Genomic DNA, 17927 nt, shown 5'->3' with positions numbered 1-17927 from the left:
TCGCTCGCGCGGATCCGATCGTTCCGTCCGACTGTAGCGAGGGTACTTCGAAATCGACCTCGTCGAAGACGCCGTCGTCGATCGGTTTCGGATCATCGAGATTGTCCTCGACGAGATCGCCTATCGGGACTTCTCGTCCATCAGCAAGTGTCACATTGGTATCAAATTTAAGACACTTACCCGTGCCGGGGTCACCGATCAGGAGCATGTGCAGGTCGCCCCGAATCCGCGACCCGTCGGGGAGATGCTTCGTCACGCCGGAGAACAGCTGGAGGATCATCGCGAGCTTCTCCTCTTCATACCCGTAGATGGCGGGCGCGATCGAACCCACCATCGCCTCGTAGATGTCGTCGCGCTCGGAGAGCTCGATGATGTCGCGTTTGTCCGCCTCGGTGATGTCCATGTCCTCGAACTCCTCGTCCTCGATGGCGATAGAGACGCCGTCCATGTACAGGTCGAAGATGGCGGACTTCTCGTTGCCCTGTTCGACCTGCTCGATGTGGAGGATACCGACGCAGGTAACGTGGTCGCCGGGGCTCACTTTCCCGGTGATGTCGTCGACGATGTCGACGTCCAGCGACTGGGGCGTCTCGCCGCCGCGGAGCCCCTCGGGCGACTCTTGGATACGGAGCTTCTGTGAGTCGACGAACTCGGACTGATCGAAGTTGACGCGGAACGGGCCCTGTCGCTCGCAGCCCTGGCACTCGTGGGGCTCTTGGAAGCCACCGTCGGACTGCGGGATGTACGTCATGGTGCCGCAGCGCTGGCACTCGAAGGCGGCCTCCGTCACCTTCGGGCGTACGTCGGTGGCCTTACGAACGATCCCTTGAATCGAGACGAGCTTCCCGATATGGTCGTCGTGGACGCGGATACCGCGGATGTCGACGCTATCGGGGAGGTCCTCGATGCGGACATGCGCGCGGCCGAGGCTGACGTCGGCGGGGAGGTCATAGAGCCGTAGCGCCTCCTCGGCGTACTCGCGCATCTGTTCCGGCTTGTTCAGGAAGTCCTCGGCGAGGTCGCGGTCGAACTGAAAGAGGTCGTCGTAGGAGACGTACAGCGAGCGCTGCTCGTTGGGGTACCGTTGGGCGAGCTGTCCGATCTCCTCCCGGTAGTAGTTGCGATAGAACTGAATGAACCGCTCCGTGAGGTCCTGGGTGCCGGCCTGAGCCATTGCGACACCTCTTCGTCACCATCACGTATCAACCTCCGGTTCGGGGCGGACGTGGTCGCCTCGGGTGTGGTGTCCGGCGTCGTCGCGCCGGCCGACTCGGCGGCGACCGCGCCCCAACCGACCGAACTACGCCCGCCCGACGAAGGTCGCGTCGGCTGAGGTGCGCCCCTCGTTGAACGAGAGGACCTTCGCGCGGATCACGTCGCCGGGTTCGAGTCCGCTCGGGATGTCCTCGGTGAAGAGGACGAATCCCTCCACCTTGCCGACGGCGACCTCGTTCCCCGAGTGGTGGTCGGTGAGTTCGGTGACGCCGAACTCGTACGTCTCGCCGATCTCGACCGGCGGTTCGCGTTCCTGGGCCGCCTCGTGAGCGCGTTTCGACTCGCGCGCCTCCGTCGACGGGCCGCGGAGCCGACGGGCGACCGCGAACAGCGCGAACAGCGCGACCGCGACGCCCGCACCGACGACGAGCGGCGACGAGGGGATCATACCCGTGCGGTCGACCGCGGTCGCCTAAACGGTGTGGGTCCGCGGCGACGCTTCGGCGCTCGGCGACCTCGACATCTCGCCGCTCGCGCGGCCCGAGTCCCGCCGCGCCCGCATGAGAAACGCCTTTGCCCTCGAAGCCCCCCTCTCGATCCGATGCGACACAGCCGCGGTTCCCGACGACTCGCGCACGGGTGTGGTGTGCCGTGAAGGTCGCGGACGCGGTGCCGGAGTTCGCGGAGGCCTTCGGGTTCGACGAGTTCAACCGGATGCAGCGGGAGGCGCTGCCGGGGATCTTGGAGACCGACCACAACGTGGTCGCGTCGGCGCCGACCGCCTCCGGGAAGACGGCGCTCGCGGAGCTCGCCATCTGTAAGACGCTCGCCGCGGGCGGGACCGCGCTCTTCGTCGCGCCGCTGCGGGCGCTCACGAACGAGAAGGAGAGCGAGTGGGAGCGCTTCGAGGATCTCGGCTACTCCGTGTACGTCGTCTCCGGCGAGCGCGACTTGAACCCCCGCCGCGCCGAGCGCGCGGACGTGCTGGTGACGACGCCGGAGAAGGCCGACAGCGCGACGCGGAAACACGACTCGGCGCGGTACTCCTTTATCACCGACGTGGACTGCGTCGTCATCGACGAGGTCCACCTGCTCGACTCCGAGAAGCGCGGCGCGGTGCTCGAAGTCACCGTCTCGCGGCTCCGCCGGCTCCAAGACCCCCGCGTGGTCGCGCTCTCGGCGACGATGCCGAACATCGGCGACGTGGCGGAGTGGCTCGACGCGCCCGCGGAGACGACGTACGCTTTCGGCGACGAGTACCGTCCCGTCGACCTCGAGACCGGCGTGAAGACGTACTCGCACGGCTCGAACGCGTTCGCGGACAAGTACCGCCGGCTCTACCGCGCGCTCGACCTCGCCGAGCCGCACGTCCGCGAGGACGGACAGACGCTCGTGTTCGTCTCCTCGCGGCAGGACACCGTCCAAGCCGCGAAAAAGGCGCGCGACGAGATCACCGAACGCGACATCCCGATCGACTCGCGCGACGACTACGACTTCCACAACGAGGCGAAAGAGCTCACCAACGACACGCTCCGCCAGTCGGTCACCGACGGCGTCGGGTTCCACCACGCCGGCCTCGGGAAGGACGACCGCGACCGAGTCGAGGAGTGGTTCAAACAGGGGAAGATCAAGTTCCTCTTCTCGACGTCGACGCTCGCGTGGGGCGTGAACCTCCCCGCTCGCTGCGTCGTCATCCGTGACACGAAGTACCACGACCCGCTGGAGGGGGAGACGGACATCTCGCCGCTGGACGTGCTCCAGATGCTCGGGCGCGCCGGTCGGCCGGAGTACGACGACGTCGGGTACGGCTGGGTGGTCTGCGACCGCGCCGACGCGGACAAGTACCGGAAACTGCTGCGCGAGGGGAAGGCGATCGAGTCGCGGCTCGCCGCCGACCTCGAGTCGCACCTCAACGCCGAGATCGCGATGGGGACGATCCGCGGGCTCGAAGACGTGATGGCGTGGTTGGAGACGACGTTCTACTACGTTCGCGCGCAGTCGAAGCCCGACCAGTACGACTTCTCGACGCTCCGCGACCGGGTGCGGAACACCCTCGAATCGCTCGTCGACGACGGCTTCGTCGCGGCCGACGACGACCTCGCGATCGAGCCGACCGCCCTCGGTCGGCTGGCCTCGAAGTACTACCTCCGGCTCGACACCGCCCGCCGGTTCCGGCGCCTCGCCGACCGCGAGACGCTGACTGCCGACGCCGTGTTAGAGACCGTCGCGTCGGCGGGCGAGTTCGACTCCGTCTCCGCGCGCTCGGCCGAGGCCGACGCGGTCGACCGCATCCTCGACGGCCGCGACACCGACCTGGAGGACGGTCACCGCAAGGTGTTCGCCATCCTGCGGGCGGGGATGGCCGACTCGATCCCCTCCGACCTCCGCTCCGACGCGTGGGTGATCCGGCAGAACGCGCTCCGCCTGCTCGCCGCGCTCGCGGAGTTCCTCGACCGGTTCGCGGGCCCGCGCGCCGCCAACCTCGCCCGTCGCGTGGAGGCGCGCGTCGAACACGGCGTCTCCCGCGAGGCGGTCGCGCTCACGGCGATCGAGGGGGTCGGCTCCGGCCGCGCGGAGCGCCTCGCGGACGCCGGGCTCACCTCGCCGGCCGACGTCGTCGACGCCGGTCCGGCGGAACTGGCGAACGCCGGGATGAGCGACTCCGTGGCGGAGCGGATCGTCGACGCCGCCCGCGACTGCCCCCGGATCGACGTCGACTGGGGTGAGTTCCCCGACGGCATCGCGGTCGGCAAGAACGAGATGTGCGAGGTCGCCGTCGCGGCCGTCTCGGGGAGCGCCCGCGCGGGGATCCGCGTCACCGTCAACGACGTGGAGATGACCGCGACGACGACGTACCTCGACGGGGAGACGACGGTCCCGGTCGGCGTGTTCGGCCCGCCGGACGCCGACGAACTGGAGTTCGTCGTCGAGGTCGTCTTCCCGGACCTCCCGCTGTTGCCCGTCACGGCGACGCGGACGGTTCGGGTGGCGTAGGCGCGCCGGCGTCCGAATCCGATCTTTCGATCCGTCGGTATCCGCTTATCAACGAGCGGCCGGGACGTTCGAGCGATCTGCCGTCTCGTCGCCTCACCCGTTCTCACCGCCACCCGCCCGGTATCTCTCTTAAACTCCCGCAACGACCGCTTAACACCCATTCCGCGGCCACCCGTCCTATGCCGGAACGACTCCGCGTGCTCGCAGGCGACTGTCAGGTGGCCGACCGCGGCGACCGCACCCGAACCCATCGGGGCCGCGTCGTGGTACTGATCAAACCCGACGACACGACGCTCGTCCACGACGCTGACGGCTACCAGCCCGTCGCGTGGCTCACCCGCCCCGAGAGCGTCGTCGTCGAGGGTGACGGCGACGGGTTCACTGTCACCGCTCGCGACGGATCGCGGCGGCTCCGCGTCGTCGCCGAGGAGGCGACAGCCAGCCGGGCGCTCCCCGTCACGGAGGCGGGCGTCCCGGTCGGCACCTGCCCCGACGACGGCGGCCCGCTCGTGCGGTCGCGCGGCGACGTGGCGTGTCTCGACTGCGAGGCGCGCTGGGGGCTCCCGGCGGGCGCGAGCGTCACGGACGCGACCTGCGACGACTGCGGGCTCCCGAAGATCCGCGTCGAGCGCGGCGAGCCGTTCCACCTCTGTCTCGACCCCGCGTGCGACCCGATGGAGGCGGCCGTCAGCGACCGGTTCGACGGCGCTTGGGAGTGCCCGGACTGCGAGGGGGACCTCCGGGTCCGCTCCGCGCCGGGTCGCGTTTACCTCGGCTGCGAGCGCTATCCCGACTGCGAGACCTCCTTCTCGTTCCCCGCGGGGGTCGCCGTCGACGAGTGCGACTGCGGGCTCCCCGTCTTCGAGACGGCGGCCGGACTGGGTTGTCTTGACGGGACCTGCGAGGTCGACGGCCGCGCGACGGGCGAAAAGCCGGAGCTCACAGGGAAAAGAGACGGCTAACAGCGCTCCGCCCGGCGGGGTGGCTTACTCGGCGAGCTGCTGGCGGCCCGGCGCGATGAGGCGGTCGAGGTACTCGGCGAGCGCGCCCTTCGCGTCCGCGGGGTGGAGTTCGCCCGACTCCAAGTCGGCTTCGAGGGCGTCGTAGGCGTCGTACTCCAGGTCTCCGCCGTACTCCTCCGGGCGCTCGACGGTGACCGCGTCGAACCGCGGGAAGACGTGGTACTCGAACACCTGGAGGACGGGGTTCTCGCGCTCCGCGCCGTCGTCGGTCGGCTCCGGATCTGCCGTCGGCGGGCAGTAGGCGTCGTTCACCTTCGACTCGATGTCCTCGCGGGAGTCCTCCATCGAGATAGTGACGCCCTCGCTGGAGGACATCTTGCCGCGGCCGGTCGCGAGGTCGGCGATCAGCGGCGTGTGGAGGCTCGTCGGCGGCTCGCGGTCGATGCTCGGCAGCACGTCGCGCGCGAGCATGTGGACCTTCCGCTGCTCCATCCCGCCGACCGCGACGTCGACGCCGAGGTACGGGATGTCGAGCGCCTGCATCAGCGGGTAGACGGCCTGCGACACCTTCACCGAGTCGCCCGAGCTGATCTCGGCCATCGCCCGCTCGGCCCGCGCGAGGGTGGTCTCGAGCTCCAGGGCGTGGAGGTCGAGCGTGTAGTCGTCGTCGAGCTGGAAGTCAGAGCCGAGCACGAACTGCGTGTTCGACTCGTCGAGCCCGTAGGCGATGAACTGGTCGCGCATCCGCTCGGCGGTGTGGCGGATCTCCTCGAACGACCCCTTGTCGTTGAGGTAGGCGTGTACGTCCGCGAGGAGGACCGTGACCTCGAAGCCCGCCTCCTGGAGGTCGATGAGCTTGTTCGCGGTGAGCATGTGACCGATGTGGAGCACGCCCGAGGGCTCGTAGCCGACGTACGCCCGCTTTCCTTCGGGGTCGTCGGCCAGCGCCTCGATCTCCGACTCGGTGACCACCTCGGCCGCGTTCCGGGTGATCAGCTCGTGAGCGTCCATACCCCCGAGTGTGCGTTCCCGGACATATGACTTCTGGATGCGTGCCGACGACTCACGCGGAGCGCCGCCAGCGCGCCCGTCGGCCGCTTTGACTCGCGTTCCGGTCGTCCTCGGGCGCGCTCACTCCTCCGTCTCGGGCAGCGTCCGCCCCGCCCGGTGTTCGGAGATGATCCGGTCGATCCGCTCGGCCTTCTCGTCGCGCCGGCGCTGCTCGGCGCGCTCCTCCCAGTCCTCGACGGCGGCCGCGAGGTCCTCCTCGCTCGCGACCGCCAGCTCGTCCACCTCGCGGACCGGCACGGCGTCGGCCGGCACCACGGGGACGGCGCGCTCGAACAGCACCTCGTCGGCGACATCCGAGAGGTTCCCATCGCCGCGGATCACGGCCCGCGGCTCCGCCTCCGCGAGCCGCTCCGCGGTCCGCCGGCCAGCGCCCGACGCGTCCCGGAGGTAGACCACGTCGCCGGCGACGAGCCCGTAGGCGTCGTCCGCGGCGTCGAGCGCGTCGAGCGTGAACTGCTCGACCACCTTCACGCTCACCAGCCCCTGCCCCTCGGCCACGTCGCCGAAGTTCGAGTGGTCGAGCCGCCACAGCTCCTTCAGCGTCTCCACCTTGCGTTCGAGGTCGGCGACGCGCTCTTCTGCCTCGTCGCGCTCGCGCTCCAGCCGGTCCGTCTCGCGTTCGAGCCGCGAGACCGCGCGCCGCGAGCGCGCCTCGATGCGCTCCTCGCGTTTCGCCTCCTCCAGCTCGCCCTCCAGCTCAGCGATCCGGTCGTCGCGCTCCTCTAAGTCCTCCTCCAGCGACTCGGCGTGCGACTCCAGCCGGTCGACGCGCTCGCGGAGCCGCCGGATCGTCTCCTCCTCCTCGGTGCGGTCGGGCTCGGTGGGGTCCGCCTCGTCCGCGTCGCCCTCGTCTCCGTCCCCGCCGTCGTCCTCGCTCAGGTCCTCGATGACGGCCTCGACGGACGAGCCCCCCGCGACGACGCCGGCGATCACCGCCCCGCGGTCGAGCCGCGGCGGCGTCTTCGCCGCGATCCGCTCGAACTGTTCCTCGTGGTCGTCGTAGGCGTACAGCGCGGCCGCCAGCGCGTCCCGCTCGTGGTCGTTCGCGTAGCTCGCCTCGCGGGTCCGGTGGAGCTTCTCGTCGACCGGGAGGTCGGTCGTCGGCCGCCACCCGGCGGCGTCGAACGAGCGCCGGAACTTCTCGACCGTCTCCGGCATCGGCTCCACGTCGGCGGCGACGATGATCGGTCGCCCCTGCTCGACGATCCACTCGGTCACCTCGGCGGTGTCGCCGGTGCGCGAGGAGTATAACGCGTGGACCGTGCCGTCGAGGCCGACGACCGCGGCCGCGGTGGTCGTCCCGGGGTCGATCCCGACGATGACGCGGTCGCGCCGCTTCACCAGCGGCTCGTACTCGATCCCGTCGCGGCGTTCCCGCTCGACCTCGACGCGCACGTCGCCCGCCCGCGAGTTCGACACCGGGATATCCTCGGGGCGGGCCTCGACGGTGAACGTCGCGTTCGCGTAGCCGCCGTACTTCTCGGTCACGTCCCGCTCGAAGTCGAGGTTCGCATCCTTCAGCTTCGACTGAACCTGGCGCGTCCGCTTGCGGACGTTACCGTGGATCCGCCGCGTGTAGCGGTCCTGACTCCACCCGCCATTTCCGGTCGAGCGCCCGCGGGACACCTTGACGGTCGTCTCGTCGGTGAACGCGGTCACCTCGTGGCCGACGTTCGCGGCGGCGAGCCGCGCCGACGCCTCCGCCTCCTTCATCGGCTTCTTGCCGTAGGGGATGCCGTGCCGGGAGGCGACCCGCGAGAGCGGCTCCGGCCGTTCCGCGCCGGTCACCTGGACGAGGCGGGTCCCGTCTGGCAGCGACCGGAGGAAGTTGACGAGCTCCCCCTTGTCCGCCGCCAGCTCGTAGGCGTTGTCGGTGGCGACGTAGAGGGGCTCGCGGTCGTCGATCAGCCGGCAGAGCTTCCGGAACGAGACCACGTCGCGGGTGATCCGGGCCATCGGACCGTCGGCGTCGGGGGCGTCCGGGTCGTCCTCGTCGACGGGGTCCAGGATGACCAGCGCGTAGGAGGGGCTGTCGCCGCGGACGTCGCCGCTGTGGACGTCGACGCCGAACACCGGCCGGTCGCGGGCGCGGATGGTCCGGGTTGTCACATCCCGAGTAGGTCGTTGCCGCGTATATACCCCACGCCGGGGGCGGTCGCGGACCGCCGCCGCGGGAGCGAGCGGTCAGAGGATTCGGGGCTCTTCGCCGGCCTGCTGTCGCCGGCCGCTGATGACGCCCGGCGTCCCGCCCGTCTGGATGATGTTGAACGCGGTCATCAGGTCCGACCGCGAGATGAGGCCGACGAGTTCGCCGTCGGCGTCGACCACGGGGAGGCGGCCGACGCCGTGTTCCTGCATGGTCTGGAGGGCGGTCAGGGCGTCGGCGTCCGGGTCGACGGCGACGAGGTCGGTCACCATCACGTCGTCGACGCGGTAGGCGTCGCGCTCGACTTCGCGGACCGACCGGGCGTCTTCGAGGGTGACCATCCCGACGAGCTCGTCGCCGTCGAGGACGGGGTAGCCAGTGTGGCGCTCCTCGAACATCCGGCTCATCAGGTCGCCGACCGAGGTGTCCTCCGTCACCGTGTGGAGCCCCTCACGGGGCGTCATCACGTCGCCGACGGTCACGTCCTCGAAGGCGGCCTTCAGGGTCGTCTGCTGGGCCTCGCCCGAGGCGGCGATGTAGACGAAGAAGGCGAGCACGATGAGCAGCAGCTGGAAGGTGAACAGGCCGAAGATCCCCATCAGGAACGCGAACACCTTCCCCACGGAGGCGGCCCGCTGGGTCGCCTGCGCGTGTGGCTGGTTCCGCGCGAGCAGCGCCCGGAGGACCCGCCCGCCGTCCATCGGGAACGCGGGCAGCATGTTGAACACGGCGAGGACGATGTTCAGGAGCGCGAGGTAGCCGAAGACGAAGAGGACGGCGTTCGAGCCGACGGGCGCGACGAGGACGACCCCGTAGCAGGCGATCCCCACCGCGACGCTGACGAGCGGGCCGGCGATCGCGATCCAGAACTCGTGTCTCCAGTCTTCGGGGAACTCGGCGAAGCTGGCGAGGCCGCCGAGCAGCCACAGCGTGATCGACTCGATCTCGTAGCCGTATCGCATGGCGACCAGCGAGTGGCCGAACTCGTGGAGCAGCACCCCGACGAACAGCCCGATCACGGCCGACAGCCCGAGTACCCACGGCGTGGTGCCGCTCGCGACCGCGGTCGCGTCGATCCCGAGACCGGCCGTCTCGTTCATCACCTCCGCGATCATCCCGACCTGCGACCCGATCAGGTACGCGAACAGCGGTAAGACGATCAGAAACGTCCAGTTGAGCCGGATCGGAATTCCGAACGCGCTCCCGATCTTGATTCCACGCATGCCATCGCGTTCGGCCGGTGTGCGGTTAAGTCACAGGGGTCGGTCGACGTTCGAGCCGCCGGGACCGGGCGGTGAGCAATTAAATACGCGCCTCCCGTCACGGTCGCGTATGAGCGACGCAGGCGACGCCGAGTCGGTCGTGAAGCGCGGCGACGACATCGCGTACGAGCCCGTCGAGGCCGCCGAGGGGCTCTCGAAGGGCGTCCTCCTCGACGAGTCGGACGGCGCGCCGACCTTCGCGATGCGCCGGTTTGAGCTCGAACCGGGCGCCGAGGTCCCCCGCCACACCAACGCGATCGAACACGAGCAGTACGTCCTCGCCGGGGAGTACGTCGTCGGGATCGGCGACGAGGAACGCACCGTGTCGGCCGGCGACACTCTCCTGATCCCGCCGGGGGTCGAACACTGGTACCGCAACGAGCGCGACGAGCCCGGCGCGTTCATCTGTGCGGTGCCGAACGGCGACGACGCGATCGAACTCGTCGAGTAGCGGGCGTCCGGGCTCGGCCTCGCGCGCCGCGAGGCGGGCACCTACTCCAGCGTGCCGACGCGGTCGGCGACGTAGCCGAACTGGTCGCGGTAGCCGTTCGGCGATAACAGTACGGGGTAGAATGGCTCGTCGGCGAGCAGCGGTTCGCCGTCGGCGGCCGCGAACCGCTCGCCGGGCTCGACGCGCTCGAAGTTGCGCGCGAACACCTCGTACGCCTCCGCCTCCGGCTTCGGGATCCGCTCGCGGAGTCGGAACACCGACACGTCCTCCCGACCGCCGGCGTCGAGCACGTCGTCGGCGCCGGGCGCGGAGATGGCGCCGGTCGCGGCGAGGAACGCGCGCGACAGCCAGTAGGCGTTGTCAGCGGCCGCCTCGGAGCCCTGGAGCCCCGCCTCCACTTCGAGCGTGTGCGGGTGCTCGATGAGTCGGCCCTCGGTGAACGCGTCCGTCTGGATCACCGCGTCCACGGGGAGGTGCGGCGCGACAGCGCGGGTCACTTCGTCCATCGAGTCGATGACCGCGAACGGCTCCGCGTACGACTGCGTCGAGTGGATCGCGAGGGTCGTACACCCTTCCAGCGCGTCGACCAGTTCGGCCGCGAGCCGGACCTCGTGGGCCTCCGCGTCGGGGTTCCCGGGGAACGCCCGGTTGAGGTCGGCGTCGAGGTAGCGCTCGCCCGCGTCGAGCGCCGCCTCGTTTGCGGTGACGAGGCGGACCGGTCGCTCGGGGTCGAGGTCGGCGTCGAGCAGGCGCTCGACGGCGCGGGCGCCGCAGGGCTCGTCGCCGTGGATCGCGCCGACGACGGCGACCTCGGGCTCCCCGTCGCCCAGATCGTGGATCTCCATACCACACCCTGACGGGCGGCGAATAAGTGCCGTTCGGATCCGCGGCGAGCGGTCCGATCCCCGTGCGTCAGGCAACGCCCGGGCTCAGTGCCCCTCGTCGACGCGCTCAGTGTACTCGTAGTCGGCGGGGTACGCCGGCTGACGTGCGCCGTCGAGGGGTATCTGCCACCCGTCGACCGCGGCGGGGTCGTCGAGCGCGGCCCGGAGCGTCTCTCGCACGTCGTCGACGTCGACCCCGTAGAAGTCGCTCGGGATCCCGTCGAGGTACTGGAGGGCCGTCTCGAACAGCGACCGCATCCCCGCGTCGTTCTCGAAGTCGACGCGCTTGTACGCGCCCGCGGCCACTTGGACCATCCCGTGGAGGAAGGCGCTCTCGGCCGTGCCGCTGCCGTAGTTGTACCACTCGTCCTCGAAGCAGTCGTGGCTCTCGTGGTAGGCGCCGTCGTTGAACAGCCGCACGCCGTGTTCGGTCGCGCGTCGGAGCGTCGCGTGTTCCCAGTACCCGCCGACCGCCTGCGCGTCTGGCAGCCCGTCCGCGTCGCCGGATGACGCGTCCGCGTCGCCGGACGACGCTTCCGCCTCTCCGGACGCCGCGCGCGACTCGTCGCCCGCGTGCCACCCGGTCGGGTTCCCGAGCGGCGGGGCGACGCCGGGGTCCCGAGTGTGGTCGTCCATGTGCGTGCCGTTCACGCGGCAGCGACCTAACCGTTTCGCGGCGCCGGCGGCGAAGCCGACCGGCCCGCGAACCGAACCCTTCTTTTCCCCGCTCGCGCTCGGGTCGACCGCATGGACGCCGGACTCCTCGCCGCGGTCGCCGCCGCCGTCGTCTGGGGCGCGTACCTCTTCGTCCTGAAGCGCGCCTTCGCCGGATACCCGCCCGCCGCGCTGACGGTGGCGATCAACGTCGCGGCGGTCTCGTGGTTCCTCGCCGGGACCGGGCTGACGGTCGGGTTCGGCGACGCCGCGGCGGGGGTGTCCGGGCTCGTCGCGCCGCGTCGGGCCGCGGTCGTCGCCGTCACGACCCTCGGGACGGCCGCCGCCTTCGTCCTCTTCTTGCGCGCCATCGACCAGGGGGCGGTGTCGTACGTCGCGCCGATCAACAAGATCGTCCCGATGTTCGTCCTCCCGCTGGAGGTCGGACTGCTCGGGCAGGTCCTCGCGCCGGTCCAGGTCGCCGGCGTCGTCGTCACCACCCTCGCGGTGTACGTCGCGAACTACGAGCCGGGGGGTTTCTTCGCGCCGTTCGCGCGGGCCGCGCGCTCCCGGCCGGCGCAGCTGGCGCTCGCGAGCGCGGCCTGCTACGCGGTCGCCGACGTGGGCAAGCGGGTCGCGCTCCAGGAGTTCTCGATCCCCGGCACGCTGTGGGTGCCGCTCCTGCTCGCCGGCGTCGCGGTCGTCCTCTTTCCGGCGGCGCTCCGGAGCCCGTTCGCGGTCACCCGGCGGGACCTCCCGAAGTTCCTCGCGGCCGGCGGGCTCGTCGCGCTCGGCGAGCACCTGACGACGGTCGCGTTCGCGGCGCTGCCCGCGAGCGTCGCCTCCCCCGTGATCAACACGCAGGCGATCGTCGCGGTGGTCCTCGGGGGCGTGCTGCTCGGCGAGCGGCACTTCCGGCTCCGGCTCGCCGCGGCGGTCCTCGCGGTCGCCGGCGTCGCGATGATCGCCGGCTGACGCGGTCGGCCGCTCGCCGCCACGCCCGTCGCTACCCGAGTAACACTCGTCTCTGGGGCCCGTACGGACCGTATGGAAACCCCGCCGGAGTCGGTCCCGATCGATCACGCCGAGTCGATCGCGAACGCCCTCGGCGACGGCGCGTACGTCCTCGACGCCGACCGGAACCGCGTGTTCGTCAACGACCGCCTCCGCGAGGTGACCGGCTTCGACGAGGCGGTCCTCCACGCGAAACACCCCGAGCGACTCGTCGCGGAGGGGCGCTGGAGCGAGGAGGCGGGCGAGCGCTACCGCACCGCGGTCGAGCGCGTCCTCGGGGCCGAAGCCGACGACGAGCGCGTCCAGCTCACGACGACGCTCGACGACGGGAGCGACGTGACGACGGAAACGCGGCTGACGCCGATCGAGCGCGGCGGCACCGTCGTCGGCGCGGTGGGAGTCATCCGCGACGTCACGGCGCGGGTCGAGCGCGAACGCGAACTGGAGCGCCTCAACGAGCGGCTCGAACGGCTCGCGGGGTTCATCTCGCACGACCTCCGGAACCCCCTGTCGGTCGCGCGGGGGTACGTCGACCTCGCGCACGAGACCGGCGACACCGAGCAGTTAGCCGCCGCCGAGAGCGCGTTCGGTCGGATCGAGTCGATGATCGACGAGGCGCTCGTAATGGCCCGCGATCCGGACGCGGTCGAGACGGAGGACGCCGCGGTCGACCTCGCCGACCTCGCGGCCGACTGCCTGGGGTCGGGCGACTTCGGCGAGATCCCCGCCGGCGCCGACCTCGTTGTCGCGGACGCCGGCGCCGTCACCGGCGACCCGACCCTGCTCCGGCGCGCCGTCGGGAACCTCATCGGCAACGCCTTCGAGTACGGCGGGGACGCCCCACGGTTCGAGTCGGCGTCGACGACCGCGGGCTGTACGTGGCCGACGACGGTCCCGGGCTCCCGGACGACGAGCGCGACCGCGCGGAACTGACCGACTTCGGCGTCTCTCCCGGGGGCGGGACCGGGATCGGGCTCGCCATCGTCGAGCGCGTGGCGGCCGCGCACGGCTGGACGCTCGAAGTCGACGAGTCCCCAGAGGGGGGCTTCCGGGCGACGCTGGTCGGTGCGGAACCGACGGGATAAAGAGGAGGCCGATCCAACGTCAGTCCGCGTGCGAGGGTAGCCAAGCCCGGAAACGGCGGCGGATTCAAGCTCCGCTCCTGTAGAGGTCCGTGGGTTCAAATCCCTCCCCTCGCATCGCCGGGGTCCACCCCCCGTGATGCGGGAAGACGCTCTCGGAGCGCTCTTCCCTCGCAAAATCCACTCGAACGCCGCGAGCGACTGCTCTGTCAAATCGGCTGCCAGAGAGACCTTCGGTCCCTCGCTGGAGTCAGTCGTCCGAAGCGAGGACGACTGACGAGGCTGGGGAGGCGCGAGGTGCGGTTGCTGTGTGGGGCGGGACTCAAACGGGCGGTCGCGACGGCGAAGCACGACGAACAAACACCGCAGGGAGCGAGCGGAGTGAGCGACTGAGGACCACAGCGAGTCGCGCGAGTCCTCGCGACCGGGGCTTTGGCGGTGTTCGCCGATGATCCACGGTCACCGACTTCCGAACAAGCGGTCGACCTGACGGCCTCGATCACCTCGCCGCTACCACACAGTTCTCCACGGTGATCCGACACGTCCCGAAACGACACGAACGTCCAGCGAACCGCGGGGTCCGAAACGGTTTTGCCCCGGCCTGCCGGACGGTCGATATGCCAGCAGATCCCGACACGGGGTACGACCCCTCGCTGGGTCGGAAGTTCGTGTTCGTCACGGGCGGAGTGATGTCCGGGCTGGGCAAGGGCATCACCGCCGCCAGCACCGGGCGCCTTCTCGCCAACGCGGGCTTCGACGTCACCGCCGTCAAGGTGGACCCGTACCTCAACGTCGACGCCGGGACGATGAACCCGTACGAGCACGGTGAGGTGTACGTCCTCAAGGACGGCGGCGAGGTCGACCTCGACCTCGGCAACTACGAGCGCTTCCTCGGCACCGACATGACGTTCGACCACAACGTTACCACGGGGAAGACGTACCAGCACGTCATCGAGCGCGAGCGCGCCGGCGACTACCTCGGCAAGACCGTCCAGATCATCCCGCACGTCACCGACGACATCAAGCGTCGCATCCGGGAGGCCGCCGAGGGGAGCGACGTCTGTCTCGTCGAGATCGGCGGGACGGTCGGAGATATCGAGTCGATGCCGTTCCTCGAAGCCCTCCGCCAGTTCGCCCACGAGGAGGACGACGATGACATCCTCTTCACGCACGTCACCCTCGTCCCGTACTCGAAGAACGGCGAGCAGAAGACGAAGCCCACCCAGCACTCCGTGAAAGAGCTGCGCTCGATCGGCCTCCAGCCCGACATCCTCGTCGGCCGCTCGGAGGACCGGCTCGACCCGGAGACGAAAGAGAAGATCGCGCTCTTCTGTGACGTGCCCACGGACGCCGTCTTCTCGAACCCCGATGTCGAGGACATCTACCACGTCCCGCTGATGGTCGAAGACGAGGGATTAGACGAGTACGTGATGGAGCGGCTCGGCCTCGCCGACGAGGCGCTTCCGAAGGAAGAGCGGTCGACGGAGTGGCGCGAGCTGGTCACCCGCGACCGCGACGAGGAGATCGACGTGGCGCTCGTGGGCAAGTACGCGCTTGAAGACGCGTACATGTCGATCCACGAGGCGCTGAAACACGCCGGCATCCAGACCGGCACCGAGGTGAACGTGCTGTGGGTCGATGCCGACGAGACGCGGGCCGAACACGAGAAGCGGCTCGCCGAGGCCGACGCGGTCGTCGTCCCCGGCGGCTTCGGCTCCCGCGGGACCGACGGGAAGATCGAGGCGATCCGCTACGCTCGCGAGAACGGCGTGCCGTTCCTCGGGCTCTGCTTGGGCTTCCAGATGGCCGTCGTCGAACACGCGCGCAACATCCTCGGGCTCGACGGCGCCCACTCCGCGGAGATCGACCCCGACACGCCGCACCCCGTCATCGACCTGCTCCCCGAGCAGTACGAGACGGAGGACATGGGCGGGACGATGCGGCTCGGCGCCCACGAGACCGACATCGAGCCCGACACGCTCGCCGCCCGGGTGTACGACGCCGACGCCTGTACCGAGCGCCACCGCCACCGATACGAGGTGAACCCCGAGTACATCGACGATCTGGAGGCCGACGGACTCGTCTTCTCGGGGCGCGCCGACAACCGGATGGAGATACTCGAACGCCCGGACCACCCGTTCTTCTTCGGGACGCAGGCGCACCCCGAGTTCCGGTCGCGGCCCGACCGCGCGAGCCCGCCGTTCGTCTCCCTCGTCGAGGCGGCGCTGGGATCGACGGACACAACCGAGCGGAACGCGGACGTGAGGCTATAGATGGTCGAGACGGAGGAAGTCATCGCGGAGGCGAAAGCGGAGATACGGGAGGCGATCGGCGACGCGAACGCCGTGATCGCCTTATCCGGCGGGGTCGACTCCTCGGTCGCGGCGACGCTCGCCTACGAGGCGGTCGGCGACCAGCTCACCCCCGTCTACGTCGACACGGGACTGATGCGGAAGGGGGAGACCGCGGAGATACGCAACACGTTCGACTTCATGGAGTCGCTGCGCGTCATCGAGGCGCAGGACCGGTTCTTCGACCGGCTCGAAGGCGTCACCGACCCCGAGGAGAAGCGCCACGTCATCGGCGAGGGGTTCATCGACGAGTTCGAGACGGTCGCGCGCGACGTGGACGCCGACTACCTCGTTCAGGGGACGATCTATCCCGACCGCATCGAGTCGGAGGGGAACATCAAGTCGCACCACAACGTCGGCGGGCTCCCCGAGGTCGTCGACTTCGAGGGGATCGTCGAGCCCGTCCGCGACCTCTACAAGGACGAGGTGCGCGAGGTCGCCCGGGAGCTCGGCCTCGAGGAGATCATCTCCGAGCGCATGCCGTTCCCCGGGCCCGGGCTCGCCGTCCGGATCGTCGGCGAGGTGACCCCCGAGAAGGCCGCGGTCGCCCGCGAGGCGACCCACGTCGTCGAGGAGGAGTTAGCGGAGTACGACCCGTGGCAGGCGTTCGCCGCGGTCCTCGGCAAGGCGACCGGCGTCAAGGGCGACAACCGCGTCCACGGCTGGGTAGTCGCCGTGCGCTCCGTCGAGAGCCGTGACGGGATGACCGCCCGCGCGCAGGAGCTCGACTGGAGTACGCTCCAGCGGATCCAGAGCCGGATCACCGGCGAGAACGAGAACGTGGCGCGGGTCGTCTACGACGTGACCCACAAGCCGCCCGCGACGATCGAGTACGAGTGATGACGGACCAACCACTCGCCGTCATCGCCGGCCCCGACGAGCACGGGCTCGGCGAGGAGCTCGCCGCGTGCGGCGTCGCGATCAACCGTATCCAGGGGCTCGTCACCGCCGACGCGCTCGCCGAGGCCGGCATCGCCGACGCCGCGTACTTCGTCCTCACCGACGTGGAGGAAGCGACCGGTATCCCGGTCGCGAAAGAAAAGAATCCGGAGGTCCAGATCGTGACGTACGCGAGCCGGTCGCTGCCGGAGTTCGTCGCGACGGTCGCCGACCTCGCGGTTGGCCCCGAACTGCTGGACGCCGCGACGGTCGCCGAGGAGCTGACCGGCGACGCGGACGACCCCGCCGAACCGGCCGACGACGCGGACGGCTCCTCCGAGCCGTGACCGGGGACGAAGCCTCGGCCGACGACGGCCCGACGACCGTCTCGGTCACCCTCTACACCCGCGAGAACTGCTCGTTGTGCGTCGTCGCCCGCGAGACGATCGAGTCGGTCGCCGCCGACCTCGACCCCGTGACGGTCGATATCGACGAGATAGACGTCGATACCGACCCGGAACTGGCAGACGAGTACGGCGAGCGCGTCCCCTACGTGCTGGTCGACGGCCACCCGGCGTTCAAGTACGAGGTCGACGAGCGCGATCTGCGGCTGAAGCTTCTCGCGGCGACCTGATCCGGCTAAAAACGCGCGACGGACCGCCCGGCTCTACCGCCCGGTCTACTGCTCGACCGTCTCCGCCCCGGGCGCGTTGGCCTTCACGCCCGTCACGGCCTCGACGGCGCTCGACCGGGAGGCGTACCCCTCGCCTGAGTCCGCGAGGACGTTGCCGTTGCGGTGACGGAGCCGCCAGCGCCACTCGTCGGCGGCGTCCTCGTATATCTCGAACGCCGCGCCGCCGGCCGCCAGCGCGCTCGCGTCGGGGGCGTACTCGCCGACGCGCTCGACCGCGTCCGTCGCGTTCGACTCGGAGGCGTACCCCTGGCCGGAGTCGGCGATGATG

General features: G+C 70.1%; 15 protein-coding genes, 1 tRNA gene and 2 pseudogenes. 10 read left to right on the top strand and 8 right to left on the bottom strand.

The features are described from left to right. Together B9G38_RS08240 and B9G38_RS08235 are read right to left on the bottom strand one after the other, a co-directional pair. Window positions 1–1174: pseudogene (locus B9G38_RS08240) on the bottom strand (ATPase); the annotation flags it as partial. Between the two features lie 126 nt (window positions 1175–1300). Then, on the bottom strand, window positions 1301–1663 hold the full coding sequence (locus B9G38_RS08235; RefSeq protein ID WP_049932746.1) for a TRAM domain-containing protein: 363 nt from the start codon (window positions 1661–1663) through the stop codon (window positions 1301–1303). A 203-nt stretch (window positions 1664–1866) separates the two neighbouring features. Here B9G38_RS08235 and B9G38_RS08230 point away from each other — a divergent pair, with 203 nt between their 5' ends. Together B9G38_RS08230 and B9G38_RS08225 are read left to right on the top strand one after the other, a co-directional pair. After that, a complete protein-coding gene (locus tag B9G38_RS08230) occupies window positions 1867–4209 on the top strand; it encodes a DEAD/DEAH box helicase (RefSeq protein ID WP_086220065.1) in 2343 nt (780 codons plus the stop codon). Window positions 4210–4388: 179 nt separating this feature from the next. Further along, a complete protein-coding gene (locus B9G38_RS08225) occupies window positions 4389–5171 on the top strand; it encodes a topoisomerase DNA-binding C4 zinc finger domain-containing protein (protein WP_198945667.1) in 783 nt (260 codons plus the stop codon). Window positions 5172–5195: 24 nt separating this feature from the next. On the opposite strand, the gene B9G38_RS08220 is transcribed toward B9G38_RS08225, so the two are convergent. From B9G38_RS08220 to B9G38_RS08210, 3 genes are all read right to left on the bottom strand, one after another. After that, the gene (locus B9G38_RS08220) at window positions 5196–6182 is read right to left on the bottom strand and encodes a tyrosine--tRNA ligase (protein WP_049932743.1); all 987 of its coding nucleotides are present in this window, start codon (window positions 6180–6182) and stop codon (window positions 5196–5198) included. Window positions 6183–6302: 120 nt separating this feature from the next. After that, entirely contained in the window at window positions 6303–8351 is a 2049-nt protein-coding gene (locus B9G38_RS08215) for a DUF460 domain-containing protein (RefSeq protein WP_086220064.1), read from the bottom strand. Window positions 8352–8426: 75 nt separating this feature from the next. After that, window positions 8427–9611, bottom strand: a complete 1185-nt coding sequence (locus B9G38_RS08210) for a CBS domain-containing protein (RefSeq protein WP_049932738.1) — start codon at window positions 9609–9611, stop codon at window positions 8427–8429. Window positions 9612–9720: 109 nt separating this feature from the next. On the opposite strand from B9G38_RS08210, the gene B9G38_RS08205 reads away from it, so the two are divergent. Further along, entirely contained in the window at window positions 9721–10101 is a 381-nt protein-coding gene (locus B9G38_RS08205; RefSeq protein ID WP_049932736.1) for a cupin domain-containing protein, read from the top strand. Window positions 10102–10142: 41 nt separating this feature from the next. Here B9G38_RS08205 and B9G38_RS08200 read toward each other — a convergent pair whose 3' ends face one another. Both B9G38_RS08200 and B9G38_RS08195 read right to left on the bottom strand, forming a co-directional pair. Next, window positions 10143–10946: a succinylglutamate desuccinylase/aspartoacylase family protein gene (locus tag B9G38_RS08200; RefSeq protein WP_086215233.1), complete on the bottom strand. Its 804-nt coding sequence runs from the start codon at window positions 10944–10946 to the stop codon at window positions 10143–10145. A gap of 84 nt (window positions 10947–11030) precedes the next feature. Next, window positions 11031–11621: a DUF309 domain-containing protein gene (locus B9G38_RS08195; protein ID WP_086220063.1), complete on the bottom strand. Its 591-nt coding sequence runs from the start codon at window positions 11619–11621 to the stop codon at window positions 11031–11033. Window positions 11622–11732: 111 nt separating this feature from the next. On the opposite strand from B9G38_RS08195, the gene B9G38_RS08190 reads away from it, so the two are divergent. From B9G38_RS08190 to B9G38_RS08160, 7 genes and pseudogenes are all read left to right on the top strand, one after another. Then, the gene (locus B9G38_RS08190; protein WP_049932727.1) at window positions 11733–12614 is read left to right on the top strand and encodes an EamA family transporter; all 882 of its coding nucleotides are present in this window, start codon (window positions 11733–11735) and stop codon (window positions 12612–12614) included. Between the two features lie 72 nt (window positions 12615–12686). After that, a pseudogene (locus tag B9G38_RS08185) lies at window positions 12687–13738 on the top strand (ATP-binding protein). A 30-nt stretch (window positions 13739–13768) separates the two neighbouring features. Further along, window positions 13769–13852: transfer RNA gene (locus tag B9G38_RS08180), tRNA-Leu, on the top strand. Window positions 13853–14352: 500 nt separating this feature from the next. After that, the gene (locus tag B9G38_RS08175; RefSeq protein ID WP_086220062.1) at window positions 14353–16008 is read left to right on the top strand and encodes a CTP synthase; all 1656 of its coding nucleotides are present in this window, start codon (window positions 14353–14355) and stop codon (window positions 16006–16008) included. Next, window positions 16009–16926: a glutamine-hydrolyzing GMP synthase gene (gene guaA, locus B9G38_RS08170; RefSeq protein WP_086220061.1), complete on the top strand. Its 918-nt coding sequence runs from the start codon at window positions 16009–16011 to the stop codon at window positions 16924–16926. Then, window positions 16926–17312 carry a CTP synthetase gene (locus B9G38_RS08165; RefSeq protein WP_086220060.1) on the top strand — a complete coding sequence of 129 codons (387 nt, stop codon included), beginning with the start codon at window positions 16926–16928 and terminating at the stop codon, window positions 17310–17312. Before guaA ends, B9G38_RS08165 begins: the two co-directional genes overlap by 1 nt. Continuing rightward, entirely contained in the window at window positions 17309–17599 is a 291-nt protein-coding gene (locus tag B9G38_RS08160) for a glutaredoxin family protein (RefSeq protein ID WP_086220059.1), read from the top strand. The genes B9G38_RS08165 and B9G38_RS08160 overlap by 4 nt, the downstream gene beginning before the upstream one ends. 45 nt (window positions 17600–17644) lie before the next feature. Here B9G38_RS08160 and B9G38_RS08155 read toward each other — a convergent pair. Beyond that, window positions 17645–17927, bottom strand: a 283-nt coding sequence (locus B9G38_RS08155; RefSeq protein ID WP_143415395.1) for a DUF1508 domain-containing protein, incomplete at its 5' end; no start/stop codon positions are given.

The sequence above is a fragment of the Halorubrum sp. SD612 genome, from assembly GCF_002135005.1.
This window is presented reverse-complemented; position numbering and strand designations above follow the sequence as displayed.

Coding starts and splice junctions, on each gene's coding strand:
- B9G38_RS08235 (WP_049932746.1), bottom strand. CDS start 1,663: ATGATCCCCTCGTCGCCGCTCGTCGTCGGTGCGGGCGTCGCGGTCGCG.
- B9G38_RS08225 (WP_198945667.1), top strand. CDS start 4,389: ATGCCGGAACGACTCCGCGTGCTCGCAGGCGACTGTCAGGTGGCCGAC.
- B9G38_RS08220 (WP_049932743.1), bottom strand. CDS start 6,182: ATGGACGCTCACGAGCTGATCACCCGGAACGCGGCCGAGGTGGTCACC.
- B9G38_RS08210 (WP_049932738.1), bottom strand. CDS start 9,611: ATGCGTGGAATCAAGATCGGGAGCGCGTTCGGAATTCCGATCCGGCTC.
- B9G38_RS08205 (WP_049932736.1), top strand. CDS start 9,721: ATGAGCGACGCAGGCGACGCCGAGTCGGTCGTGAAGCGCGGCGACGAC.
- B9G38_RS08200 (WP_086215233.1), bottom strand. CDS start 10,946: ATGGAGATCCACGATCTGGGCGACGGGGAGCCCGAGGTCGCCGTCGTC.
- B9G38_RS08195 (WP_086220063.1), bottom strand. CDS start 11,621: ATGGACGACCACACTCGGGACCCCGGCGTCGCCCCGCCGCTCGGGAAC.
- B9G38_RS08190 (WP_049932727.1), top strand. CDS start 11,733: ATGGACGCCGGACTCCTCGCCGCGGTCGCCGCCGCCGTCGTCTGGGGC.
- B9G38_RS08175 (WP_086220062.1), top strand. CDS start 14,353: ATGCCAGCAGATCCCGACACGGGGTACGACCCCTCGCTGGGTCGGAAG.
- guaA (WP_086220061.1), top strand. CDS start 16,009: ATGGTCGAGACGGAGGAAGTCATCGCGGAGGCGAAAGCGGAGATACGG.
- B9G38_RS08165 (WP_086220060.1), top strand. CDS start 16,926: ATGACGGACCAACCACTCGCCGTCATCGCCGGCCCCGACGAGCACGGG.